The following is a 25848-nucleotide window of genomic DNA, read 5'->3' on the forward strand; positions in this document are numbered from 1 at the left end:
GATTTACTCCTTTCCTAAATCGGCAGCTCCTTTTTTAAATAACTCCGCCTGCTTATTCAATTTGGCTTTTTCTTCTCCGCTTGCAGCATTTGCCTGCTTAGTTTTGCCCTGGGCAGTAGCATTATAAGCACCAGCAAGTTGTTTGTTTAAATAAGGCTGCAATTTTAATCTTTCAATAGCATTACCAATATTCGTTATACCTTGTTCGGTAACTGCAGGGTTGGTATTTGCTCTTAAATACTGAAAATACTGACCAATTACACCAAATATCTTATCCCTATCACCTGTAAGCATAATATTATCATAAAATGCCTGATAGTCATCCTTTGGATCGCTGACGTATAAGGTAGCGATTGACGGTGCGATATGCGTCCTCGTCTCTTCATCTAACGCTGCTATGGCCGACGTCGTTTCCTGCGGTGCCAGTTTAGCCAAACCATCAACGCCCGCAGCAATTACCCTGTAAGATCTGTCTTTCAAACTTTCTGACATTAAAGCTTTATAGGCCTGGTCTCCGGTTTCAGCTAATTTCACAATTGCAGCTGCTCTGGCATCTGTATTTTTATCTGTTTTGGCAATCTGAAGTAAAACAGGTAACGCTACTGCTTTAACCTGGGCATCTTCTAAATTAATGCCGGCAATACTCAGCGCGCGTAAATCTGCCGATTTATCTTTCAAACCTTCTAATAGCACCATTTGACCGCTGTTGGCTTTGCTCTGCATAATAAACTGTATAGCCTCAATCCTGTTGGCATAACTTGGCGCATTTTTGTATTGAAAATAATAGTTTTCGGCCGTTTTATTGTCATTGGTTTCGCCAACTAAAATTTTATCCACATCAAAATCGATTAAATCTGGTTTGGCACTTACCTCAAAACTAAAATCCTGCTCACGACTATTGATCAGAATTTCTTTCCTGATTTTTTTACCTCCTGCATAAATATCAAGTTTAACCGGCAACGTAAAGGTTTGTACGCTGGTATCCTGTGTTTGTTTAACTTTAATGGTTGCTTTTCCATTTTCATAACCATAATCGATACTTAAAATCGGGTGACCACCATTGTAATACCATTGATTGAAATAAGGACTCCAGTCTTTTCCGGTAACATCTTCCATTGCCAGACGCAACTGATGCGTTTCGCCATTTTTAAAGGCATTGGTAGTGAGGTAGCGGTTAAGCGATTTGTAGAAAGCTTCATCGCCCATTTGGTTTTTTAGGGCATACAGAATGACCGAGCCTTTGGCATAACTAATATTATCGAACATGTCTTCCTTATCATTGTAATAAAAGCGGGCCAAAACCGGACTTTCGCCTTTTTTAGTTGAACCAAGATAAGACTGTAATTTTTCGTAACGCGACTTATCTTCCGCATCCTTACCGGCATCACGCCCATGCCAGATGATCTCGCCAAAAGTGGCGAAAGATTCATTCATGGTTAAATTAGACCAAGATTCAGCGGTGACATAATCTCCAAACCATTGGTGAAAAAGCTCATGTGCAATGGTACCTTCTTCGTTTCCATCCAACAGCTCGCGGTCTGTTTTTTGTACCTGTTCGCCATGTAAAGTGGCTGTAGTATTTTCCATCGCCCCTGAAACATAATCTCTGGCTACCACCTGCGCATATTTATTCCATGGATAATCTACACCCAACAAATTGCTATAAAACTGGATCATATCAGGCGTCTTACCAAAAATCTGTTTCGCGTATGGTGCGTACTTCGGCTCCAGGTAATAACTAACTTCTTTGCCTTTATAGTTGTCTTTAGTGATTTTAAAATCGCCTATCGCCATCATAAATAAGTATGGCGAGTGGGGTAAATCCATTTTCCAGGTATCGGTTCTTGTACCGTCGGCATTATTTTTTTGGCTTACCAATTTCCCGTTCGACAGGGTAGTGTATTTCGATTTTACCGTCATCGAAATTTCCTGGGTTGTTTTCTGATCGGGTTTGTCAATTGTTGGAAACCAGGCCGATGAAGATTCTGTTTCGCCCTGCGTCCAGATCTGGGTAGGCTTGTTTTTATCGGTACCATCAGGGTTGATAAAATATAAACCTTTGGCATCGGTTATGGCCGCACTTCCCTTTACTTTTAATTCGTCAGGTTTCGCTGTATAGGCGATGTATATTGTATATTTTTCGTTATTGGTATACTTTTTATTTAAATTGATATACAACTTATTATCTTTATACGTGTACTTAAGGGGGGTATTTGCTTTGGCTCCAACCAGCGCAACGGTTTTAATGTCCATCCCCTGCGCATCTAGTGTGAGTGAATCGGTGGTGTAAAAATGAGGCTTTAAAGTTATCCAGGCTTTACCATACAGGTAGCGCTTGGCGTAATCAAATGAAACATCGAGTTTGGTATGCACCAGATCATTGATTTTGGTTGGGGTTACCCGATAAACGCCCAGGTTTGATTTTTCTATGGCTTTTTCCTGCGCCAAAAGCGGATTACTTGCAAAAACCGCTGCCAATAGTATGCCACAGGCAATAATTTTTTTATTCATTTTTATGATTTTAATAAGTCAGTATCTTGAAGGCAAGATATTAAGAATTGTGGTAATTACCATTTACTTTTATTTGGTTGCTATCGGTTTTAAGGTATAACCTTTAGCCTGCAGTCCCTTTATCAAGCCCTCGTCACCTACTAAGTGACCGGCGCCAACGGCAATAAACAACGATTCCTTTTCCATCAGGGCAGGGAGCTGGTCCAGCCAGCGTCGATTCCGGTTTTTAAGCATCTCGGTCATAAACTCTTTAGTTTCTTCATCCTGTGCATTAAAGAACTGGGTTAATTTATCGATATCCTGCGCCAGGTAATAACCCGTTAGTTCCTGCAATTTAATCTTATTCTTATCCGATTCCCTGACTGATTTAAGCAGGGCTTTTTTCTGTTTTTGCAGATCGTCATCAAATAACAATGCGCCCTGATATTCTGCCGTTTCTAAGCCGTATATAGATTTAGCGTTGGCTTTTGCATATTTTTGAAAGCTTTCGTCTATGCCATTCGTCAGACTTCTCATTTCGGGGTTGTCAAGAAGCATAATCAGCACACCAACCATTGCTGGCTTAAATCGGTTTAATTGCTTTAAGTTTACAGCCGGATTTCTGGCTTTAATATAATCGTCTACCTCTTTGTATTCGGCTGGGGTAAATACACTGTCAAGTGTATTGTTTTTCATTACTAAAAATGGGGCCATCCGGCCCTGTAAGGTTCCATCCATTACAATTTCGCCCACCACACCATTAACCGATTTTAATTTCTCCTGTAAAACCTGCATTGTATCTGCAAACTCTTTGTTTGTAAAATGATGTGTTCCAAATAAGTAAGAAGGTTTCTTTAATCCATTTCCTGATACTTCCCAAAGCAGGGTGTTGGTAGCCTTTTTAGGCTGCGCATTAAGGCTGAGTCCGAAGCATAAAAGCGCAACCAATAATAGTTTAATGTTTTTCATTTAATACTGATGATGAGTAAAATTAGGGTAAGATATTAAGAATTGTGATAAAGTTAAGGGCAAAATGTAGCCTGCATTCCCTTATTTTTTGTTTTTTTGTGTAAACCGTTAGAAATATGGCTACAGATATTCAATCTATTTTAAACAGATTAGGCGTAAAAGCAGAAAATGCAGCCTACAGCACAGGAAGTAACTGGGGCGGGACTGCAAACGCGAAAACATTGGAGAGTTATTCTCCTGTGGATGGCAAACTGATTGCTTCAGCTAAAGTTGCAAGCGCAGCCGATTATGATACTGTTGTAACCAAAGCACAGGAGGCATTTATGGCCTGGCGTTCGGTTCCAGCCCCTAAAAGGGGAGAAATGGTACGCCAGTTTGGGGATGCACTTCGTGAAAATAAAGATGCCCTGGGCACATTGGTTTCTTACGAAATGGGAAAGAGTTTACAGGAAGGCTTAGGCGAAGTGCAGGAAATGATCGATATCTGTGATTTCGCCGTAGGTTTATCCAGGCAGCTGTATGGTTTAACCATGCACAGCGAACGCCCCAGCCACCGGATGTATGAACAATGGCATCCACTGGGAATTGTTGGCATTATCTCGGCCTTTAATTTCCCGGTAGCGGTTTGGAGCTGGAACGCAGCCCTGGCTTTGGTTTGCGGCAATGTATGCATCTGGAAACCATCAGAAAAAACACCTTTAACCGCCATAGCCTGCCAACATATTATAGCAAAAGTTTTTAACGATAATGATATAGCTGAAGGCGTATGCAGCCTGGTTTTAGGCGATCGGGAAATCGGCGAACTCATGACCAACGATGGAAGAATTCCTTTAATTTCTGCTACTGGATCAACACGCATGGGCAAGGCGGTAGGAGCTGCTGTGGGTGCAAGACTAGGGAAAAGCCTGTTGGAACTCGGCGGTAATAATGCCATTATTATTTCAGAACATGCCGATTTGGATATGAGTTTAATCGGTGCGGTATTTGGCGCGGTTGGTACTGCAGGCCAGCGGTGTACTTCAACCAGAAGGTTAATTATCCAGGAAAGTGTATATGATGCTTTTACCGCAAAGCTGGTTAAAGCTTACGCACAGTTACGCATTGGCAATCCATTAGATCAACACAACCATGTGGGTCCGCTGATTGATACCGATGCGGTTGCGGCCTACTTAGATTCGATAGCTAAATGTAAGGCTGAAGGCGGCCATTTTTTGGTAGAAGGAGGCGTTTTAGCGGGCGATGAATATGCGAGCGGATGCTACGTGAAGCCATGCATTGCCGAGGTTCAGAATGATTATAAAATTGTTCAGCACGAAACCTTTGCACCCATTTTATACCTGATTAAATATAAAACATTAGACGAGGCCATTGCCCTGCAAAACGCTGTTCCGCAAGGATTATCATCGGCCATTATGACCTTAAATTTGAGAGAGGCAGAACAGTTTTTATCAGCAAATGGATCTGACTGCGGTATAGCCAACGTAAATATCGGTACTTCGGGCGCTGAAATAGGTGGGGCTTTTGGTGGGGAGAAAGAAACTGGCGGTGGCCGTGAAAGTGGATCGGATGCCTGGAAGGCTTATATGCGCCGGCAAACCAACACCATCAATTATTCGAATACCTTGCCATTCGCGCAGGGTATTAAATTTGATCTCTAATCAGAGATATCCGGGATTTGAAATTTTAAATCGTCTTCGTTTGTAACGGGGATGAATGAGAAACGCGCTTCCAGCGCAAACCTTTTTTCTATTGGTCAGGATTTGAATCCTGGCCAACTAGATATCTTATCTGTATTAAAAATGCAGCACTCAACGATTCTCGTTTTAAACGAGGACACATACAAGTATGAAATTCAATCTGTAATTAAATGTTGTCGGGATTTAAATTATAAAAATCGTCCTTGTTTGTAACGAGGACCATACAAGTATAAAATTCGATCTGTAATTATATGCTAGCAGGGATTTGAAATGGTAAAATCGTCCTCGTTTGTAACGAGGATGAATGAGAAACGCGCTTCCAGCGCAAACTTTTTCTATTAATCAGGATTTGAAATCCTAACAAACCAGATTTCTTATCCGCATTAAAAATGCAGCACTCAACGATCCTCGTTTTAAACGAGGACCATATTTTTTTTGTTAAAAAAAGTTAAACTATTACAAATAACTAATGCATTAGTTTATATTCGGTAAACAAAACCAAATCCTGTCTATGAAACGTCTACTGCTCTCGCTAAGCTTTTTTATTTTTATCACCACCTATTCCAAAGCGCAGGGTCTTCACAGCATTAAAGGCCGAACAATTGACACCGCATCTACAGCGCTTTTGTCAGGAGCATCAATAGCCATTTTAAGTGCAAAAGATTCTACTTTGGTAAAATTTACCCGGGCAGCAGACAATGGCACATTCGAACTTACCGGAATTAAAAACGGAAAATTTATTTTACTGGTTTCCTATCCGAAGTATGCCGATTTTGTAGACCATTTCACACTCGATTCTACCACCCATGTAAAAGATTTTGGTAACATTAACCTTACAGGAATGGCGAAAATACTTGCTGATGTAATTATCAAGGGAGAAAAAGCGGCCATTAAAATTAAGGGTGATACTACAGAATTTAATGCTTCGAGCTATAATATCCAGCCGAATGATAAGGTAGAAGATTTACTAAAAAAACTGCCCGGTATACAGGTAGATAAAGATGGAAAGATAACCGCCCAGGGTAAAACGGTACCGAAAGTACTGGTTGATGGCGAAGAGTTTTTTGGTGATGATCCAACACTGGTCACTAAAAACTTACGGGCGGATATGGTAGATAAGGTACAACTGTACGAAAAATCAAGCGACCAGGCAGCATTTACCGGGGTTGATGACGGGCAGAAAACACAGACAATCAATATTAAACTAAAAGAAGATAAAAAAAGCGGTTATTTCGGAAAAGTTGATGCGGGTTACGGTACGCATGATTTTTATAAGGGCCAGGTATTGTTCAATCGCTTTAAAGCAAAACAGAAGTTTTCTGTTTATGGCACAGCTGGCAATAATGGTACAACGGGACTAAGCTGGCAGGACAACAACAAACTGGGTGCAGGAAACGATAATATGCAAATGGGTGATGATGGAAGTATCTGGTTTAGCTATGGTGGCGGAGATGAACTTGAAAGTGGTAATTATTATGGAGAGGGTATACCAAGGGCAATAACCGGGGGTGCACATTATGATAATAAATGGAACAATGATAAGGAAACGATTAATACCAATTATAAACTGGGTGCTCTAGGGATTAAAACCACTAAAAATACCCTAAGCCAAAATAATTTACCAGATGGGATCATCAATACCAATACCGATGAAATTTCTGACCGGAATGTATTTAGGCAAAAACTGGATGCCACTTATACCGTGAAGTTGGATACTACCAGTAATTTAAAGGTATCCATTGATGGAATGCTTAAAAACAGCGAAAATACCTCTAGTTCAAAAAGTGAGGGTTTAAGAGGCGACAACTCTAAGTTAAATAGTAATGACCAGAAGAACAGCAATGATGGTAAAGAGCAAAATTTTAACATCTCTGCACTTTATACCAAGAAGCTTAAAAAACCGGGCCGTAATTATTCGGTTAATATCAGTCAAAAGGTTAACCAGATCACCAGTGAAGGTTTTTTATATTCGGATTTAAAGTATTTTGACGAGGCTGGTGTAAAAAAGGGCGGTGAAGTAACTGATCAATTTAAAACGAACACTACCCGTAATGCTGTCCTTAGTACCAATTTAACCTATAACGAACCACTGAGCAAGTCGCTAGCGTTAGTTTTGAATTATGGATTTGGCCTTAATGACAGCCGTTCTGACCGCAAATCCTTTAATCAATCGACACCAGGAAATTATAATATACTGGATAAAGAATTTAGTAACGATTTTAAAGCCACACAATATATCAATCAGGGTGGAGCAGTTTTTAATTATAAAACCACAAAAACAACCATTAGTTTAGGAAGTAAGTTAAGTGCTGTAAATTTCGATCAGCTGGAGCAGCTTTCCGGCCAGCGTTATAAAAGGAGTTTTGTTAACTGGTTGCCACAGGCCAGTTATCAGTATAAATTCTCTGCACAGAAATCTTTCCGCATCGGCTATAACGGAAACACCACCCAACCAACGGTAGACCAGTTGCAGCCTGTAAAAGTAAATGATAACCCACTGTATCAACCTTTAGGCAACCCCAACCTGGCCCCATCATTTAATAGCCGCTTTAATGCAAGTTATAATTCTTATAAAGTGTTAAGCCAACAATCAATATACATAAGCGGCGGTTTCGGGTTCGTAAATAAAGCCATTGTTAGCAATACGCAAACTGATAGCACTGGAAAAACAATTGCCCAGTCTGTTAATCTCTCCGGAAAAACACCCATCAATTACAATATCTACAGTAGCATCAACAGAAAGCTGAAATTTTTATTTGATTCCGAAATAGGCTTAAGTTTAAACGCAGGTGGTAGTACCAGTTACAGTTATGTAAAAAGTCAGCTCAGCGATGAGGTAGAATTAAACCAGATAGTGAACACCAATTTTAGTCCTTCATTAAATATTAACCGATACAAAGATAAGAGTGAAATTTATTTAAGTTTTGGCCCCAGTTATAACGCCCAGGTTGCTTCGTTACAGAAAGAACGGTCTAATAAAGGATGGGGCTTACAGGGTTGGGGAGGCATGAGCTTTACTTTACCAAAGAAAATCAAACTCCAGGCCGATGGCGAATATACCTATACCCCAAAATCGCCGGCATTTAACACTAGTTTTGAGCAAATCATCATTAATGCTTCGATTACAAAATCCTTCTTCAAAAAGGAAGATTTGAAATTCACCATCCGTGGAAATGACTTATTCAACCAAAACCGTGGATTTAGACGGTATGCCTATTCGAATATGATTACACAAACCAATTACAATAATATCAGCCGATATTTTATGTTCTCTTTAGTTTGGGATTTTAATAAAATGGGTGGAGGAACACCTCAAAAATAATTGCATCAGCTATAACGAAACCGTATAAACAGACCTTTTAAAGCATTATAAATGAAACTAAAACACGCTATACTCACGCTAATCTGCACGATAAATTATGCAATGGCGCAAAATGCCAGATTTGTACACCAGGGTATTATTGAGTTTGAAAAGAAAATAAACATATATGCTTTGCTTAAGGATCAGGCAAAACGTTACCCGGATAATTTTTGGAGTGCCCAGGCCCTGGAACAGTACCAAAAAAATAACCCGCAGTTTAAAACTTTAAAAAGTGAGCTTATTTTTAAAAACGACCTGACGCTGTTTAATCCAATGGCTGATGAAAGCACTAATAACAGTTGGGCTAACAATTTCGCTTCTGCTAAACAGAACAATATTATATTAACAAATTTAAAGTCAGGTACGGGCGTCAATCAAAAATCAGTTTACGAAGAAACCTACCTCGTTAAAGATTCTATCCGCAAGATTAACTGGAAAATAACAGACGAATTCAGAACCATTGCTGGTTACGATTGTCGTAGGGCAAACGCCCTGATAATGGATTCAATCTATGTGGTCGCTTTTTATGCAGAAAGCATTCCGGTATCAGGAGGACCGGAAACCTTTAGCGGTTTGCCGGGCATGATATTAGGTGTGGCATTGCCGCGTGAACATATTACCTGGTTCGCCACCGGAGTAAAGGATGTAGAAATAGCTGACGACAAGCTTAAGGCACCCACTAAAGGAAAGCCTGTTAGTAAAAAACAGCTGAGCGATATTTTAAAAGGCGCATTAAAAGACTGGGGCAATTATGCAAGCGACATTTTAAAAGCCGCAGATATGTAAGCGGTGAAAGATTTACAGTATTCTGCTTCTGATTTAAATTATCCTCAATCTAGTGAAGCTGAATCCTGATGGTTATCGTTATTTTCGCACAGTTAATGATCAACCATGGGTAGCGCGCTTCATCAGCATATTAATAAATTTATAAACCTGAATAAAGATGAGCAGGAAATTCTGGCGTCTTTTCTTCAATTTATTTCTGTTAAAAAGAAAGGTTTTTTACTAGAGCAAGGGCAAACCTGCAGATCAAATTATTTTGTAGTAAAAGGCTGCCTAAGGCTATATTTTATAGATCTGAAAGGTACTAAACAGACTACTCAATTTGCGATAGAAAACTGGTGGATTACCGATCTAACCAGCTTTCTTTTTCAGGAACAATCTGAGTTTTATATACAGGCAGCAGAATCAACCGAAGTAATCGCCATTGAAAACCACCACTATGATGAAATGTTCCATAAATTACCAAAGCTGGAACGGTATTTTAGATTAATCCTCCAAAAAAACCATCAGGCTTCGCAACGCAGGATAAAATTCCTCTATAGCCAAACAGCGGAAGAAAGATACCGTAATTTCAATCGTTTATTTCCTGAATTTGTACAACGTGTGCCACAATATATGCTGGCTTCTTACCTGGGTTTTACCCCCGAATTTTTAAGTAAAATCAGGGCAAAGAAATAATCGTTGTAAACCGCAAAGTTCGCAGAGGAAGAAACGCGAAGCACGCAGGGCTGGGCTTACTGATTTTAATCATTTCGACCGGAGCAAAGCGGAATAGAGAAACCTGCAAGTTCTATATCAATAAATTACCCATAGATTTCTGCACTGAGATCGAAAGAAATCGCATCAATTTTCCCAATAACATTTAAATGGCGAACTAAGAAGACTTTTAGCCCTACTTTGCGCACTTTGCGAAAGCCTTATTGCCCTTTGCGGTTAAACAATCATTTCTTAAACTACATTAAGTTTTTTCGATAACGGAATCAGGAACTTTACAAAGTAATCAAAAAACAAATAAAATGGAAAGTAGAATTGATATCGCAAAAGCAGAACCCGCAGCTTACCAGGCCATGTATGGTTTGGAGAAATATTTATCAACCAGCAAACTGGATCCCATTCTTCTGGAATTGATTAAAATGCGTGCATCACAAATTAACGGCTGCGCATTTTGCTTAAATATGCACGCAACAGATGCCCGTAAAATAGGCGAGACTGAACAACGTTTGTATCTATTAAATGCCTGGCGGGAGACAACCTTGTTTACCCCAAAAGAGGAGGCTGTTTTAGCTTTAACAGAAGAGGTGACCTTAATCAGTCATCATGTTTCTGATGCGACTTATCAAAAAGCGTCCAGCTTTTTTAACGAACAGGAATTGGCGCAGGTTATTATGGCTATAGTGACCATTAATGCCTGGAACAGGTTGGCCATTACGGCTAAAGTGATGGTTGGATAATCAGTTATTGATTTCAATTTACTACTAAGACACCTAATGACCGTTACATTCAAAGTAACGTCAGGCTACTTGTCTTAGTAGTTAAAATAGTTTGCATGACTTAAAGCACCCTTAACAACAATCCTTTTAAATATTCTCCTTCAGGAAAGGAAATCCGTACGGGATGATCTTCTGGTTGGCAGAATTGTTTAATAATCTGCACTTCTTTGCCTGCATCAAGCGCTGCCCAGGCAATAATCTGTTTAAAGGTTTCAATATCAACGGCACCAGAGCAGGAGAAAGTTGCCAAAAGACCACCTTTTTCCAGCAATAGCATGCCTAAACGGTTTAAATCTTTATAAGCCCTCGCTGCACGATCTAACGCCGAACGCGATGGCGCATATTTAGGCGGATCAAGCACAACCACATCAAACAACTCGCCCGCTTCTTTAAAAGCCCGGAGTTGTTTATTCACATCCGATTGGATCGCCGTTACTTTTTTGCCATCAAATTGGTTGAGGGCAACGTTTTGCTTTAGGGTTTCAATGGCTAGGCCCGAGCTATCAACACTGGTAACACCTGCAGCGCCATTTGCCAGGCTGTTTAAGCTAAAACCACCACTATAGCTAAAACAGTCTAAAACTTTCTTCCCTTTTGTATAACTGGCTAAAATGTATCTGTTATCACGTTGATCGCAGTAAAAACCTGATTTTTGCCCTTCGGCTATATTAATGTGGTAAATAATCCCGTTCTCTTTTACCTCCAAAAACTCTGGTGGATTTTCGCCCCAAAGTAACCCATTCTCAACAGGCAAGCCCTCATGGTTACGGGCAGTTGCATCACTTTTATCGAATATTCCTTTTGGATTTAATTCAGTTTTTAAAATTTCTACGATTTCTGCTTTTACTTTCTCTATTCCCGAACTTAAAATCTGCAACGAGAGGAAATCGGCATACTGATCAACGATTAAACCCGGCAGAAAATCAGCCTCACTAAAAACCAAACGGCAAGTATCGGTTTGTTCGTTTAAAATGAATTGACGTGAGGCAATGGCCTGTTTTAAGCGGTTTTGATACCAGCTGTGATCAATCGTTTGCGTTTCATCCCATTCTAACAAACGAACGGCAACACGCGAATTGCTATTGAAGTATCCATAGGCGAGAAATTCATGATCGAAAGCAAAAACTTTTACCACATCACCGTCTTCCGGTTTTCCCTTAACTTTTTCTAATGCTCCGGAAAACACCCATGGATGCCTTTGTAGTGCTGCTTTTTCTTTACCTTTTTTTAATATGATTTCTACCATACTACAAAGGTAATAATTAGTTTGGAGTTGAGGGTTGGGAGTTTGGAGCAAAGCATTTGTGGCTTAGCGATAAGCGTTTCATAAGCGCTATACGGCCTGCGCCACCCGCTTAACGCCAGTTGCTCACCGCTTCGTCATATGTACCAGCTCCGTATCCAAAACCTTTGTTTCGAACTCGGTAACAGGCCTTTTTGCTTCAATCATTGAAATTAATAATTCGGTTGCTACCCGTCCCATTTCGAATGCGGGCTGCTTTACAGAAGTGAGAGATGGCGAGAACAAATCGACCAGATTAGAATTGGTAAAACCTGCAATAGCAAGTTTATGCGCCACCTCAGGATTGGTTTTCTTTAGCGCCATAATACAGCCTGTGGTTAAGCGGTCGCTCGAAATGAAAATCCCATCGGGCTTAAGCGGCAACAATTCTTTCACTGCTTGTTCCAGTTCTGCGCTATGCATGCCGCCATGCTGGCAATATTTCACCAATTCGGGTCTGAATTCGATATGATACTTGGCTAAAGCTGCTTTATAGCCCGCTAATCTTTCTTTCGTTATAGAGAGGTTTTCTGAATTGGTTAAATGCGCAATGGTTCTTTTTCCTGATAAAATAAGGTGTTCTGTAGCATCAAAAGAACCTTTAAAGTTATTGGCAATTACCTTATGCGTTTCAAAATCCCCCGGCACACGATCAAAGAACACAATGGGTAAGCCTTTGGCATATAATTCTCTTAAATAATCAATATCCTGCGTTTCAGACGAAAGTGCAATCAGCAAGCCATCAATAGAGCGTGATGCGAGGTGCTCTACGTTTAGCTTTTCCTGCTTGTATGATTCGTGGCTTTGTGAAATAATCACATGATAATCCTTATCATAGGCTATCGATTCGATACCGTTAATCACCTGAGAAAAAAAGTTGTTTGCAATTTCGCTCACAATAATGCCGATAGAATAACTTCTGCGTTCTTTTAAACTTCGCGCAATGGGATTGGCACGGTAATTAACCTTTTCGGCATAGGCCAAAACCAGCTTTTTAGTCTCTTCACTTATTTCGTAACGGTCTCTTAAAGCACGGGACACTGTTGAAGTTGACAGCCCAAGTGCTTTAGCAATATCCTTAATGGTAGATGTTTCAAATCTCATGTTCGTATTGCGTACAAGTTACAAAAAATATTTTTTTAAGGCGATTTGTACCGCAATATTATAAACGTTAAGTCAACGTTTTTGGGAACGTTTGCACACTTTTTTAGTTAAATCTGGTTTCAATTGCTTTTTAGTTTGTAAAATTGTTAATCTAATGTAACCAAATATAAACCAACTATAGCATCTCAAAATAGAATTATATTCTACATGCAAGCGATTGCAACAGCTTAAATAACCAAATCACTTTCAAATAAATAAATTATGAGCAGAGTTCTACTCTTTTTAGCATTTTTCTCTTTTTTTGGATTATCAGTAACTCATGCACAAACCAGGCAGGTTACCGGTACCGTAAAAGATAAAAAAGACGGCCAGCCGCTGGTTGGCGTGAGTGTTACCGTTGCTGGCACAAAAAATGGAGCCAGTACCGATACGAATGGTACTTTCAAGATCAGCATGCCTGCAAATGCTGCAGTTTTAACTTTTACCTACATTGGTTATAAAACCAAAAATGTTTCGGTCACAAATGAAACCAAACTGTCAGTAACTTTAGATGAAGATGCCAACAATCTTCAAGAGGTAACTGTTAATGTTGGTTACGGCATTGTGCGTAAAAAAGACTTGACAGGTGCCGTTGGTTCTGTAGGTGCTGATGTAATCGCCGCCGCTCCGGTATCTTCGGCGCTCGAGGCCATACAGGGCCGGGTAGCTGGTATTAATATTTCCTCATCGGAAGGATCGCCGGATGCACAGATCAACGTAAGGGTAAGAGGAGGAGGATCTATTACGGGAGATAACTCCCCGCTTTATATCGTTGATGGCTTTCCGGTAACTTCAATAGCCGACATTGCCCCACAGGACATCGAATCAATTGATGTGTTAAAAGATGCATCATCAACAGCCATTTACGGCTCAAGAGGGGCTAACGGCGTAATACTGGTTACCACCAAAAACAGTAAAGACGGAAAAACCAATATTACCTATAATGTTTTCGGTGGAATAAGAAAATTAGCCAAAAAACTAGACGTACTGTCCGCTTCAGATTACGTACACTGGCAATACGAACGCGCATTATTGGATGGTACCCCAACAGATTACACTCAATATTTCGGGAATTACCAGGATATAGATTTATATGATAATGTTGCTGAAAACGATTGGCAAGACCTGGTATTCGGACGTACAGGAAGCACTTTTAACCAGAACTTAAGCATCACAGGTGGAAGCGACAAAACCAAATACAGCCTAAGCCATAGCTTTGTTACCGATAAGGCCATTATGCAAATGTCTGATTTTAAAAGACAGAACATTAATTTTAAATTAAACCACAGATTATATGACGCCTTAACGTTAGATTTTGGTTTTCGCTATGCCGACACCAAGACCAATGGTGGTGGGGCAAATGAGCAAAATGAAAAATCTTCAGCCGACTCCCGTTTAAAATATGCCATTCTATACCCATCCTTTCCGGTACCGGGCTTAACGGCATCGACAGATACCAATGATGAATTTAATTTATACAATCCACTGGTAGCCATTTCTGATAACGACCAGTATGTGCACCGTAAAACCTATAATATCAACGGAGCAGCAACTTATGAAATTATCGATAATTTAAAACTTCGGTCTGAAGTAGGTTACGACGGATTTAGGAATGATCAGGACCGCTTTTACGGCATTACAACCTACTACGTAAAAAACCTTGCCGATTATCCTAATCTGCCGACGCTGAACTCCATGAACACCACTAGAAATAGTTTTAGAAATACGAATACGCTTAATTATAACTTTAGTAAGATCCTTGGCAAAAGCCATAACCTTAATATTTTATTAGGTCAGGAATTTATTAAAACGGAGCAGAATACTTTAACTACTGAAGTGCATGGCTTTCCTAAAACTTTTGGATTTGAGCAAACCAGGGTATTAACCACTCAAGGTAAAGCTTCGATCATCGATAACAACTTTCTGCCTGATGATAAATTATTTTCGTTTTTCGGCAGGGCCAATTACGATTATAAAGGCAAGTACCTGTTAAGTGCAACATTCAGGGCGGATGGTTCCTCTAAATTTTCTGCCGAAAACCACTGGGGCTACTTTCCATCGGTTTCTGCCGGCTGGAGAATCTCTCAGGAAGACTTCATGAACGGTACAAAATCGTGGTTAACAGATCTAAAATTAAGGGGAAGTTATGGTGCTGCAGGTAACAACAATATCCCTCCAGGGCAAATTACCCAATCGTTCCAAAACTCCACCACAACCTGGATAAATGGTTTCAACAACTATTGGGCGGCATCTAAAATTATGGCAAATCCCGATTTAAAGTGGGAGACAACGATCACCAGAAACATCGGACTTGATTTTGCCTTATTTAATTCAAAAGTTACCGGAACAATTGATGCCTACTTAAATAAAACAAAAGACCTTCTCATCTTATTCCCGGTTGGAGGTACCGGCTATGATGCACAATACCGTAACCTGGGCCAAACGCAGAATAAAGGTTTAGAATTCTCTGTAAACTGGAACGCCATAAAAGAAAAAAATTTCGACCTAACGGTTAATGCGAACATCAGTTTTAACCGCAATAAGGTTATTTCCCTAGGCTCGGTTAAAAACATTAATGGTACCTCGGGATGGGCATCAACAGAAATTGGTGTAGATTATCTTGTAGAGGAAGGCGCATCAATTGGCCGTATTTACGGATATAAAAGTGCCGGAAGATATGAAGTCTCTGACTTTACAGGTTATAATGCCACCAGCGGCAAATGGATATTAAAACCAGGCGTAGTTGATGCTACTGCATTTGTAGGCACCGTACGCCCAGGTACAATGAAAATTGAAGATATCTCCGGGGATGGAAAAATTGATTTATCTGACCGATCTATCATCGGTAACACCAACCCGTTAAATACTGGCGGTTTCTCGCTTAACTCAAGAATTTACAATTTTGATCTTGGTGCGTATTTTAACTGGAGTTATGGAAACGATGTGTATAATGCCAATAAGATCGAATATACCTCTACCAGTAAATACGCTTCCAGAAACCTGATTTCGATTATGGAAAGCGGACAGCGCTGGACAAATTTAAGGGCAGACGGAACAATAAGTAACGATCCTGCTGAATTATCTGCCATGAATGCAAACACCACCCTATGGTCGCCATATACCAGAACTTTTGTTTTAAGCGATTGGGCTGTGGAAGATGGTTCATTTTTAAGGTTATCGACACTTACCCTTGGGTATACTTTACCTGAAAAAATATCGCGCAAGTTAAAGATGAAAAAATTAAGGTTTTATGCTTCTGCTTATAACGTTTGGTTATGGACTAATTATACCAGTTTCGACCCAGAGGTTTCGACGAGACGAAATACACCACTTACACCCGGAGTTGATTATTCTGCTTACCCAAGAAGTAAGTCTTACTTATTCGGACTAAACGTTAATTTTTAGAAGACCATTCAATTTCAAGAAAATGAAAAAAGTTATATATACGTTATTTGTAATTGCAGGAATAACCTTTGTTAGTAGCTGTAAAAAAACGTTAGATGCACCAACAAAATCTTCATTAGATGAGTCTGTTATTTTCTCTACCCCAAGTTTAGCTGAAGGCTCTATAGCTGGCGTACTTCAATCATTTGGGGAAACCAATTCATACAGGGGCCGTTTTTTAGTGTTCTACGGACTTAACAATGATACAGAAGTATACAATACATTAAAATCGGTTGATGATGACAAAGCTAAACTCTCTAATTACAACTGTAATGTGAACAATAGCCAAATGAATACTACCGATAATGCATGGGCTAAATTTTACGAAGGTATTGAAAGAGCTAACCTGGCCATAAGGGGCATTAGAACCTATGGCAATATAGAAAGCAACCCTGCAATGGCACAGATCCTCGGTGAGATTTTAACCTTGAGGGCTGTGATATACAACGACCTCATAAAAGGCTGGGGCGATGTGCCGGCACGTTTTGAACCCATTACTACTGCAACAGCTTATCTGCCCCGAAGCGACCGTGATGTCATCTATAAACAATTATTAGCTGATTTAAATGAAGCTGCAGGTTACCTGCCATGGCCAGGCGAGAACACCACAACAGCGAGAGTTGAGCGGGTAAACAAGGCTTTTGCAAAAGGTTTAAGGGCGCGTTTGGCATTAGCCGCAGGAGGCTATGCGCAGCGCCTTGATGGAACAGTTAAATTAAGCTCTGATCCTGAATTATCGCACGATAAAATGTATGCCATTGCCAAAAAAGAGTGCCTTGATATTATCAACAGTGGCAAATTAAGGCTTCTTGGATTTGAAGAAGTTTTTAGAAAACTGAATGAGGAAACCGGTGCGGCAGGTTTGGAGTCGATGTGGGAAATTCCATTTAGCGATGGCCGGGGACGCGTAATTTTTGATCTGGGTGTAAGACACATTAAAACAGACCAGTACACAGGCCAGAATAAAGGCGGAACTGACGGACCGAACCCTATTATGCTGTACGAATATGATAATGATGATGTACGCAGGGATGTAACTGTTGTGCCTTATGAGTGGGACGGTGGCGATGGAACAAAAGGTGCGATACAGGTACCTTCGTCGCTTGGCCGTTTGTATTTTGGCAAATACCGTTACGAGTGGATGAAAAGAAGGGTAACGGCAACCAATGATGATGGGTTAAACTGGATGTACATGCGTTATGCCGATGTGGTGCTCATGGCTGCCGAAGCCATTAACGATCTTGATGGGCCGGCAGCTGCTGCGCCATATCTAAAAATGATCAGAGACAGGGCCTTCCCTACAGCACCTAATAAAGTTACCGCTTTTATGGCCACGGCAACTGCATCTAAATCGGCCTTTTTTGAGGCAATAGTGAATGAAAGAGCCCTGGAATTTACAGGAGAAATGTTGAGAAAAAGTGACCTGATCCGATGGAACTTGCTGGGCACAAAACTGGCTGAAGCCAAAACTAAATTACAGCAGTTAGAAAACAGGCAGGGTAAATATGCTGCCCTACCCGCCAAAATCTATTACCGGACAGCTGCTAATGGCGAAACGGTAGAAATTTATGGGTTGAAATTTGGAGATACCGACGCGCAGGGAGTTGCTTTAGGATACACTTCAAATAAAGCCTGGACGATGGTTACAACCGGAGAAACGGTTTCATACTGGAACGCCCTCTATACAAAAGACCCCAACCTTCAGCAATATTGGCCAATATGGCAGGTATTTTTAGATTCATCTAACGGAATGTTAAATAATAAGCCTTTAAACTTATAAACCAGAGGTTATGAAAAAGATTAATAGATATATATACCACTTCTTACTCATGGCGACAGTTTGTTTATCGGCATGTAAAAAAAATAACTTAGAAGAAATTACCAAACTTGAGGTCGACCGGGTTTTTTCTACTCCCGGTTTAACAGCGACCATTGTAAATAAAACTGGTGTTAAATTAACATGGAACGCTGTACCGAATGCCACATCTTATACCATTGAGGTATACGATAATGCTGATTTTACAGGTACTCCGGTAAAATCTATAACCAGCATTACCACAGCACAATTACCCTACACCATTACCGGATTAATAGGCGATACGCAATATGCAATCAGGGTAAAAGGTGTTGCACAGGGTATTGCAGATTCCAAATGGGTAAGCACATCTGCAAAAACAGATACTGAACAGATTTTCCAAACGGTAAACCAAACCAAACTAACCGCTAGTTCAGTTGTGCTGAACTGGACCCCTGGCGAAACAGCAACAACAATTACCATATTACCCGGAAATATCACACATACAGTTACCGCAGCAGAGATTGCTGCTGGGGAAGCAACCATAACAGGCTTAACCGGAGAAACTGATTACTCAGCAAAATTGCTCGCGGGAAGCAAAGTTAGGGGAACGGCAACTTTTACCACACTTTATAATTTTACAGGTGCAACCCTGGTAAGCCCGTCAGATAACCTGGCCGCCCTGATTGCAAATGCCACTGCCGGGACTGTTTTTGGGCTTGCACCAGGAACTTATACCGTAAACGCAGATGTTATTGCATCAAAATCAATTACCATCAGGGGAACAAAACCAACTGACAGACCGATTATTAACGGCATGGTTCTGAGATTAAAGGCCAATGCAGGTTTAACGGTGAAAGATGTGATATTGGATGGCACCGGATCGTTAAATGGGAATCAAACTTTTATTTACGATGAAGCATCTGATAACGCTTACGGGAATTTCGTACTGGAAAATTCAGTTGTAAGAAACTATACCAAAGGGCTTTTCTATGTAAATTTAAAGGTACTTATCGAGTCGGTAACTTTTAAGGGAAATATCATTAACAATATTGAATGTAATGGCGGAGATTTTATCGATTTTAGATCGGGTTTGACCAAAACATTAAATTTTACCAACAACACAGTTTATGCCGCTGTTATGGCCAGAGATTTTATCAGGATGGACCCTGCAGGCTCAACCAATTTCCCCAGCATAATATCCGTTATAAATGTTGTTACCAATACCTTAAATGGAATTAGCAATGGCGCTTCAAACAGGTTGTTTTACGTTCGATTAGCCAAACATGAGATTTACTTTTCAAAAAATATAGTAGCCAGCTCTGGTGGCATTTTAACCAACCAGCTTTCTACTAACATTGTAGCGGGAAATTTTACAGCGAACAACTATTTTGCTGCCCCAACTTTTATTTCGGGTAGTGCAACTGCCGGTGCTAAATATGATGCCGGAACATATACGACGCTTAATCCTGGTTTTACCTCACCTGCTACAGGTAATTTTACCATCAGTCAGCAAGATTTAAAAACAAATGGAATTGGCGACCCGAGATGGAGAAATTAATAGACTTATCTTAGTAGCTGTATCATAAGCATAATGTCATCCTGAGCTTGTCGAGCGGCGTTCTTAAATTCTCACAGGGCGTTTCGACAGGCTCAACATGAAAAATTAGCGCTAAAATACAAGTAATGGTATAGTCTTTTTTTAAATAGCAATTTGGCCTGAAGAATTTTTCCACTAAATGATCAAATCAGTACTAATCCATATCGGCGCTACCTTGCTGCTTTACATCAGTGTTTGTTTAGGGGCTTATGCGCAGGATCCCAAATATCCATCAACCATAACCGTTGCTCAGGATGGAAGTGCAAATTATAAAACCATAAAGGAGGCCGTAAATTCGATAAGGGATTTAGGGGAGAAAGAAGTTAAGATTTATGTGAAAAAGGGAATTTATAAAGAAAAGCTGATTATCCCATCATGGAAAACGAAAATTGCTTTAATTGGCGAAAGTGCCGAAAATACCATTATTACCAATAATGATTATTCGGGGAAGCCAAATCCGACTGGCAAAGACCAATTTGGCAATGTTAACTTTAGCACATATACTTCTTTTACCGCATTGGTCCAGGGGAATGATATCCACCTTGAAAATTTAACCATTATCAATTCATCCGGAAGCGTTGGACAGGCTGTTGCTCTGCATGTAGAAGGCGATCGTTTTGTAGCAATAAACTGTAGGTTTCTGGGCAATCAGGATACGCTTTATGCAGCAATTGAAAATAGCCGCCAGTATTACCAAAACTGTTATGTAGAAGGCACTACCGATTTCATTTTTGGCAAGGCAACCGTTGTTTTTAATGACTGTACAATCAAAAGTTTAAGTAACTCTTATGTAACCGCCGCTTCAACTTCTGCACAGCAAAAATTCGGATTTGTTTTTTTAAATTGTAAGCTCATTGCAGATTCAATGGCAACAAAAGCCTATCTCGGCAGACCATGGCGGCCTTATGCAAAAACAGTATTCATCAAATGTGATTTGGGTAAACATATTTTGCCCGAAGGCTGGAACCCGTGGAAAGGCGATAAGATGTTTCCAGACAAAGAATTAACGGTTTTTTATGCGGAATATAAAAGTAAAGGCGCTGGAGCATCACCTAATACGAGATTGCCTTGGACAAGACAGCTCAGCGATCAAGAGGCAGGAAAATATACATTAAAAAATATACTGGGTGGAGCGGATCAGTGGAATCCAATTAAAAACTAATAAAATGAGAACAAATTGCCTTAAGTTTTTTGCAGTTGGAGCCTTATTCATTTTATGCTCCTTTGCTTTCATACAAAAGAAAACGAAGCTATACATCATTGGTGATTCTACCGCAGCCAATAAAGAAGAAAAGGCCTATCCTGAAACGGGCTGGGGAATGGCACTACAATCTTATTTTAAAAACGATGTTACGGTTGATAACCGGGCATTAAACGGCAGGAGTACCAAATCGTTCAGGGCGGAAAAACATTGGGATCCGGTATTGGCACAGTTAAATCCAGGTGATTATGTGTTCATTGAGTTTGGACATAACGATGAGAAAGTGGATAAGCCGGCGGTTGGTGTTTCGCTGGCCGATTTTAAAACAAATCTGATTAACTATATTAAAGAAACGAGAAACAAAAATGCCTTTCCGGTTTTACTCACGCCAATCTCCCGCAGAAGCTTCAAAAACGGTGTGCTAGTGGATTCACATGGCGATTATCCGCGCATAACCCGTCAGGTGGCCGATTCACTTCAGGTGCCCCTAATTGATATGCTGGCAAAAACGGAAAGTTTATTAATGCGACTGGGAGATAAACCATCCATCAAATTATTCAACTATGTTGATTCGGGAAATGTAAATTATCCAAAAGGCAAAAAAGATGATACGCATCTAAGTCCGGAGGGCGCCAAACAGGTTGCTGGTTTGGTGATGAAAGGGATTAAGGAGTTAAAGTTGAATTTAGCTAAAAGTTTGAAGTAAAAGTCTCATTTGTCATCCTGAGGGATAATTTATTTTATAAAAATCAATATGTTTGACAGATAAATTTTAAGTAGGTATATCTCTTGAGAGATCGTCATTCCCAACTTGATTGGGAATCTTAATACAAGCGCTTTAAGATTAGCTTCGCTGAGCACTCCGTGGTTCCCGCATGCGCGAGAATGACGATTCTTCTATAAGATTCTGTCAATGGTAGTGCAGTGAAGCATCTTTTTTACCACCGAGTACACCGAGAAATTCACTGAGTACACAGCGTTGGGCATTGTCGTACTGAACGCCAGTAAAGGATCCTTTCTTTTACAACAGCATAAATAGATAAATGTATACCAAATGATGTATGAAGGCGATCATCGTCTTCGTTTGAAACGAAGATGAACGAGAAAGGCGATTGTATCGCCAAAGCACTTATCCTGCATTACGAATGCGGATTTTAATAATCCTAATTAAAAGTGAGACCATTATAAAGCCAAACTATAAAGATTCTCCACTGCGTTCAGAATGACAGCTGAGAATACGAAATTGAAAAATCGTCATTGCGAGGATGCTTTTTCAGCCGATGAAGCAATCTTACAACGATCGCTATTGGCTTACGCATTAAGATTGCTTCGTCGTTCCTCCTCGCAATGACGATCTATGTTAGTTAACTAGCCACTAGAAAATATACTTCGTGCTTAAAAAGTTTGAATCATCTCCTTTAACAATTTCGTTCAATAACTTTTTATTATCATCTGTAAATTTGGTTGCCACCAAAGAACGGATCGAGAATGAACGCAAGGCATCCACTACGGAAAGTGTACCTTCAGCACTGTCTTTACGGCCTGTAAAAGGAAAAACATCAGGTCCGCGCTGGCACTGGCAATTGATATTTACACGGCTTACCTGATTAACCAAAGGATCAATCAACGAAGAAATTACCGCAGCATTATTGCTGAAAATACTTACCTGCTGACCATGTGGCGAATCAATTAAATACTCGATAGGCTCTTCCAGGTCATCAAATGGTACCACCGGAACAATCGGGCCAAACTGTTCTTCGCGATAAAGTTTCATATTACCATTTACCGGATAAACAATGGCCGGATAAACAAATGTTTCCAAGGTTTGCCCCCCATTTGTATTGATCACTTTAGCACCATGTGAAACAGCATCATCAATACATTCCTTTAAATATTCGGGTTTATTCAGTTCAGGCAATGGCGTAAGGTTTACGCCTTTTTCCCAAGGCATGCCAAAATTTAGTTTTTCTACTTCGGCAGATAAGCGCTTTAAGAATTCCTGCGCCAAACTGCGGTGCACATAAACGATTTTAATTGCGGTACACCGTTGTCCGTTAAAAGAAAGCGAACCCAGTACCGTTTCGGAAACTGCCAGATCAAGATCGGCGTCTTTAGTGATGATGGCCGCATTTTTGGCATCCAAACCTAAAATCGCCCTCAAACGGTTTACCTTAGGATGTAATTTTTTCAGTTCATTAGCAACCTTACTTGAACCAATTAAAGTAAGCACATTGATTTTACCAGATTTCATCAAACCTGGAACGATGGTATTGCCGCGGCCATAAATGGTATTCACTACACCTTTAGGAAAACTAGAACGGAAAGCCTCTAACAAAGGATAGTGCAACAGGGTACCATGCTTAGGTGGTTTGAATAAGAGGGTATTGCCCATAATCAAAGCCGGGATAAGCGTGGTAAAAGTCTCGTTTAAAGGATAGTTGAAAGGACCCATACAAAGTACAACGCCGAGGGGAGAACGGCGCACCTGGGCCACAATTCCCTGCTCTATTTCAAAACGTGACGACTGCCTGTCGATATCTTTCAACGCATCAATAGTGGCGTAGATATACTCCACCGTACGGTCAAATTCTTTAACCGAATCGGCATAAGATTTTCCAATCTCCCACATAATCAGTTTGGCAACAATTTCCTTTTGCTCAATCATCTTTTGTGTAAAGTTTTCTACACAGCTAATGCGATCGGCAACACTCATGGTAGGCCACTGTCCGCGACCATTATCATAGGCTGCTACGGCTGCATCTAATGCTTCTGCCGACTCTTTCTCCGTACAAACAGGAAAACTACCAATGCGTTTTCGTTTTAAACCCTCAGGGGTTTTTACGCATACAGGAGAAAACACTTCATTACATGGTCCATTCCATGGCTTCATTTCTCCATTAGAAAGAAACTCCTTTTGATTGATTTCTTCCTTGAGCCTAAATTCATCTGGAATCTGGCTCTCTTCAACGAAAATACTTTCGAGGTTTAGCAATGTACTCAATTTGGGTTTGTGATTAGGTTAAATTAATGTTAAGTCTATAGTTTAAGTATAGATTAGCACTTTAAAAAAGATATCAAAGATTTAAGCACAATTATATTGCCTAAATCTTTTAGGGTTGAATTATTTAACTTCTATTACCTTATATTTTGGAACAAGGGCTTTCATTACCGTCCAGCCGATGAGATAAGCTACCGCACAAAAAGAGAAAACGATAAAATAACCAGCTTCTTTACCTTGAAACCCCATAAAAGCCATCTGTGTATCGCCGGCATAGGTAAACAGTACTCCTGAACCTTTGTTAATGAAAAAAGATCCTACACCTCCGGCCATACCACCAATTCCGGTTACGGTTGCAATGGCCTGGCGAGGAAACATATCACTCACCGTAGTAAATATATTGGCCGACCATGCCTGGTGTGCGGCACCTGCAATACCGATGATAATTACCGGCAGCCAGTAGCTGTAAAGACCTAAAGGCTGGGCCAACAATGCCAATAATGGAAAAAAGGCGAAAATTAACATGGATTTCATCCTGCCATCGTAAGGGTTCATGTTTTTCTTATCGATAAAATAGGATGGCAGCCAGCCTCCAATAATGGATAACAAGGTAATTACGTAGAGTATAAATAGGGGAAAAGCACTTTCGGTACCGCTCATTTTATAAATATCTTTAAGGTATGCGGGCGACCAAAACAGATAAAACCACCAAACACCATCGGTCATAAATTTACCAAAAGCAAAGGCCCAGGTTTGTTTAAATTTAAGGCAATCAACAAAAGATAGTTTTTTTACCGGTGATGCTGCGGTAACCGTTTCGCTAATCTGATCGTGTGCTACAATATCCTGTTGAATATAAGCTAGCTCTGCCTGACTTACCCTTGAGTGGTTTTCAGGTTTGCCATAAAGTAAAATCCAGAAAAGCATCCAGATAAAACCTAAGGCACCGATGATAATAAACGACATTTCCCAGCCATAAGCATCGGCAATGTAGGGAATCGTAACTGGGGCAGCCAGGGCACCAACTGTTGCACCTGCATTAAAAATACTGGTGGCAAATGCGCGGTCCTTTTTAGGAAAATATTCGGCTGTAGCTTTAATGGCTGCCGGAAAGTTTCCGGCCTCACCAAGGGCCAGTACAAAACGGGCAAAAATAAATAGCGAAAGACTGGTTGATAGAATTAATGTAGTATTGCCAACAGTAGACAATGCCTCTTTTGCACCTGCAAAGCTCATCACCCACGAACCTGTAATGATTCCCGAAGTAGCAATACCGCAAAAAGCATGAATACAGGCACCCACAGACCAAATTCCAATTGCCCAAAGGAAACCTTTTTTGGTATCCATCCAATCAACAAACCGTCCTGCTACCAACATTGATCCGGCATAAAAAAGGGAAAATAATGCCGTAATGGTTCCGTAGTCACTATCTGTCCAATGAAATTCGGGAACAAAATAGTCTTTCCATGTAAGCGAGAGTACCTGTCGATCTAAATAGTTAATGGTAGTTGCAACAAATAACAGTGCACATATAGTCCATCTGTAATTGCTGATTTTTGGTTGGCTCATTTCGTTTGTGTGTGGTTAGGGGTTGG

At 40.3% G+C, this 25848-nt stretch carries 16 protein-coding genes; 10 read left to right on the top strand and 6 right to left on the bottom strand.

Going from position 1 to position 25848, the window contains the following annotated elements; translation table 11 throughout:
• Positions 1–3: 3 nt before the first annotated feature.
• Both ACFE6N_RS11325 and ACFE6N_RS11330 read right to left on the bottom strand, forming a co-directional pair.
• Entirely contained in the window at positions 4–2511 is a 2508-nt protein-coding gene (locus ACFE6N_RS11325) for a M1 family aminopeptidase (RefSeq protein WP_378936474.1), read from the bottom strand.
• Positions 2512–2580: 69 nt separating this feature from the next.
• Positions 2581–3459: a TraB/GumN family protein gene (locus ACFE6N_RS11330; RefSeq protein WP_378936476.1), complete on the bottom strand. Its 879-nt coding sequence runs from the start codon at positions 3457–3459 to the stop codon at positions 2581–2583.
• A gap of 116 nt (positions 3460–3575) precedes the next feature.
• Between ACFE6N_RS11330 and ACFE6N_RS11335 the strand changes: the two genes are divergently transcribed.
• The 5 genes from ACFE6N_RS11335 to ACFE6N_RS11355 all read left to right on the top strand — a co-directional run bounded on the left by ACFE6N_RS11335 (position 3576) and on the right by ACFE6N_RS11355 (position 10751).
• Positions 3576–5117 carry an aldehyde dehydrogenase family protein gene (locus tag ACFE6N_RS11335; RefSeq protein ID WP_378936478.1) on the top strand — a complete coding sequence of 514 codons (1542 nt, stop codon included), beginning with the start codon at positions 3576–3578 and terminating at the stop codon, positions 5115–5117.
• Positions 5118–5667: 550 nt separating this feature from the next.
• Positions 5668–8478 carry an outer membrane beta-barrel protein gene (locus ACFE6N_RS11340; protein ID WP_378936480.1) on the top strand — a complete coding sequence of 937 codons (2811 nt, stop codon included), beginning with the start codon at positions 5668–5670 and terminating at the stop codon, positions 8476–8478.
• 51 nt (positions 8479–8529) lie between these two features.
• A complete protein-coding gene (locus ACFE6N_RS11345) occupies positions 8530–9303 on the top strand; it encodes a GLPGLI family protein (protein WP_378936482.1) in 774 nt (257 codons plus the stop codon).
• A gap of 105 nt (positions 9304–9408) precedes the next feature.
• Positions 9409–9978, top strand: a complete 570-nt coding sequence (locus ACFE6N_RS11350; RefSeq protein ID WP_378936484.1) for a Crp/Fnr family transcriptional regulator — start codon at positions 9409–9411, stop codon at positions 9976–9978.
• Positions 9979–10316: 338 nt separating this feature from the next.
• Positions 10317–10751 (top strand): carboxymuconolactone decarboxylase family protein, encoded by a 435-nt coding sequence (locus tag ACFE6N_RS11355; RefSeq protein WP_378936486.1) that lies wholly within the window; start codon positions 10317–10319, stop codon positions 10749–10751.
• Between the two features lie 100 nt (positions 10752–10851).
• Here the strand turns inward: ACFE6N_RS11355 and ACFE6N_RS11360 are convergent, their stop codons facing one another.
• Positions 10852–12036, bottom strand: a complete 1185-nt coding sequence (locus ACFE6N_RS11360; RefSeq protein WP_378936488.1) for a class I SAM-dependent rRNA methyltransferase — start codon at positions 12034–12036, stop codon at positions 10852–10854.
• A gap of 123 nt (positions 12037–12159) precedes the next feature.
• On the bottom strand, positions 12160–13176 hold the full coding sequence (locus ACFE6N_RS11365; RefSeq protein ID WP_378936490.1) for a LacI family DNA-binding transcriptional regulator: 1017 nt from the start codon (positions 13174–13176) through the stop codon (positions 12160–12162).
• A 261-nt stretch (positions 13177–13437) separates the two neighbouring features.
• Here ACFE6N_RS11365 and ACFE6N_RS11370 point away from each other — a divergent pair, with 261 nt between their 5' ends.
• The 5 genes from ACFE6N_RS11370 to ACFE6N_RS11390 all read left to right on the top strand — a co-directional run bounded on the left by ACFE6N_RS11370 (position 13438) and on the right by ACFE6N_RS11390 (position 21961).
• A complete protein-coding gene (locus ACFE6N_RS11370; protein ID WP_378936492.1) occupies positions 13438–16620 on the top strand; it encodes a SusC/RagA family TonB-linked outer membrane protein in 3183 nt (1060 codons plus the stop codon).
• Positions 16621–16642: 22 nt separating this feature from the next.
• The gene (locus ACFE6N_RS11375; RefSeq protein ID WP_378936494.1) at positions 16643–18439 is read left to right on the top strand and encodes a RagB/SusD family nutrient uptake outer membrane protein; all 1797 of its coding nucleotides are present in this window, start codon (positions 16643–16645) and stop codon (positions 18437–18439) included.
• Positions 18440–18449: 10 nt separating this feature from the next.
• Complete coding sequence (locus tag ACFE6N_RS11380) at positions 18450–20015, top strand: DUF4957 domain-containing protein (RefSeq protein ID WP_378936496.1); 1566 nt, start codon at positions 18450–18452, stop codon at positions 20013–20015.
• A 178-nt stretch (positions 20016–20193) separates the two neighbouring features.
• Positions 20194–21216 carry a pectinesterase family protein gene (locus tag ACFE6N_RS11385; RefSeq protein ID WP_378936498.1) on the top strand — a complete coding sequence of 341 codons (1023 nt, stop codon included), beginning with the start codon at positions 20194–20196 and terminating at the stop codon, positions 21214–21216.
• A 4-nt stretch (positions 21217–21220) separates the two neighbouring features.
• Positions 21221–21961, top strand: a complete 741-nt coding sequence (locus tag ACFE6N_RS11390; protein ID WP_378936500.1) for a rhamnogalacturonan acetylesterase — start codon at positions 21221–21223, stop codon at positions 21959–21961.
• 669 nt (positions 21962–22630) lie between these two features.
• Here the strand turns inward: ACFE6N_RS11390 and ACFE6N_RS11395 are convergent.
• The gene (locus tag ACFE6N_RS11395) at positions 22631–24256 is read right to left on the bottom strand and encodes an NADP-dependent glyceraldehyde-3-phosphate dehydrogenase (RefSeq protein ID WP_378936502.1); all 1626 of its coding nucleotides are present in this window, start codon (positions 24254–24256) and stop codon (positions 22631–22633) included.
• 120 nt (positions 24257–24376) lie between these two features.
• Positions 24377–25822 (bottom strand): MFS transporter, encoded by a 1446-nt coding sequence (locus ACFE6N_RS11400; protein WP_378936504.1) that lies wholly within the window; start codon positions 25820–25822, stop codon positions 24377–24379.
• Positions 25823–25848: the final 26 nt, after the last annotated feature.

It is taken from the genome of Pedobacter sp. BG31 (assembly GCF_042464845.1).
Classification (GTDB): domain Bacteria; phylum Bacteroidota; class Bacteroidia; order Sphingobacteriales; family Sphingobacteriaceae; genus Pedobacter; species Pedobacter suwonensis.

What these genes read in the sequence shown, in the direction of transcription:
- ACFE6N_RS11325 (WP_378936474.1), bottom strand. Translation starts at nt 2,511, where the DNA reads ATGAATAAAAAAATTATTGCCTGTGGCATACTATTGGCAGCGGTTTTT.
- ACFE6N_RS11330 (WP_378936476.1), bottom strand. Translation starts at nt 3,459, where the DNA reads ATGAAAAACATTAAACTATTATTGGTTGCGCTTTTATGCTTCGGACTC.
- ACFE6N_RS11335 (WP_378936478.1), top strand. Translation starts at nt 3,576, where the DNA reads ATGGCTACAGATATTCAATCTATTTTAAACAGATTAGGCGTAAAAGCA.
- ACFE6N_RS11340 (WP_378936480.1), top strand. Translation starts at nt 5,668, where the DNA reads ATGAAACGTCTACTGCTCTCGCTAAGCTTTTTTATTTTTATCACCACC.
- ACFE6N_RS11345 (WP_378936482.1), top strand. Translation starts at nt 8,530, where the DNA reads ATGAAACTAAAACACGCTATACTCACGCTAATCTGCACGATAAATTAT.
- ACFE6N_RS11350 (WP_378936484.1), top strand. Translation starts at nt 9,409, where the DNA reads ATGGGTAGCGCGCTTCATCAGCATATTAATAAATTTATAAACCTGAAT.
- ACFE6N_RS11355 (WP_378936486.1), top strand. Translation starts at nt 10,317, where the DNA reads ATGGAAAGTAGAATTGATATCGCAAAAGCAGAACCCGCAGCTTACCAG.
- ACFE6N_RS11360 (WP_378936488.1), bottom strand. Translation starts at nt 12,036, where the DNA reads ATGGTAGAAATCATATTAAAAAAAGGTAAAGAAAAAGCAGCACTACAA.
- ACFE6N_RS11365 (WP_378936490.1), bottom strand. Translation starts at nt 13,176, where the DNA reads ATGAGATTTGAAACATCTACCATTAAGGATATTGCTAAAGCACTTGGG.
- ACFE6N_RS11370 (WP_378936492.1), top strand. Translation starts at nt 13,438, where the DNA reads ATGAGCAGAGTTCTACTCTTTTTAGCATTTTTCTCTTTTTTTGGATTA.
- ACFE6N_RS11375 (WP_378936494.1), top strand. Translation starts at nt 16,643, where the DNA reads ATGAAAAAAGTTATATATACGTTATTTGTAATTGCAGGAATAACCTTT.
- ACFE6N_RS11380 (WP_378936496.1), top strand. Translation starts at nt 18,450, where the DNA reads ATGAAAAAGATTAATAGATATATATACCACTTCTTACTCATGGCGACA.
- ACFE6N_RS11385 (WP_378936498.1), top strand. Translation starts at nt 20,194, where the DNA reads ATGATCAAATCAGTACTAATCCATATCGGCGCTACCTTGCTGCTTTAC.
- ACFE6N_RS11390 (WP_378936500.1), top strand. Translation starts at nt 21,221, where the DNA reads ATGAGAACAAATTGCCTTAAGTTTTTTGCAGTTGGAGCCTTATTCATT.
- ACFE6N_RS11400 (WP_378936504.1), bottom strand. Translation starts at nt 25,822, where the DNA reads ATGAGCCAACCAAAAATCAGCAATTACAGATGGACTATATGTGCACTG.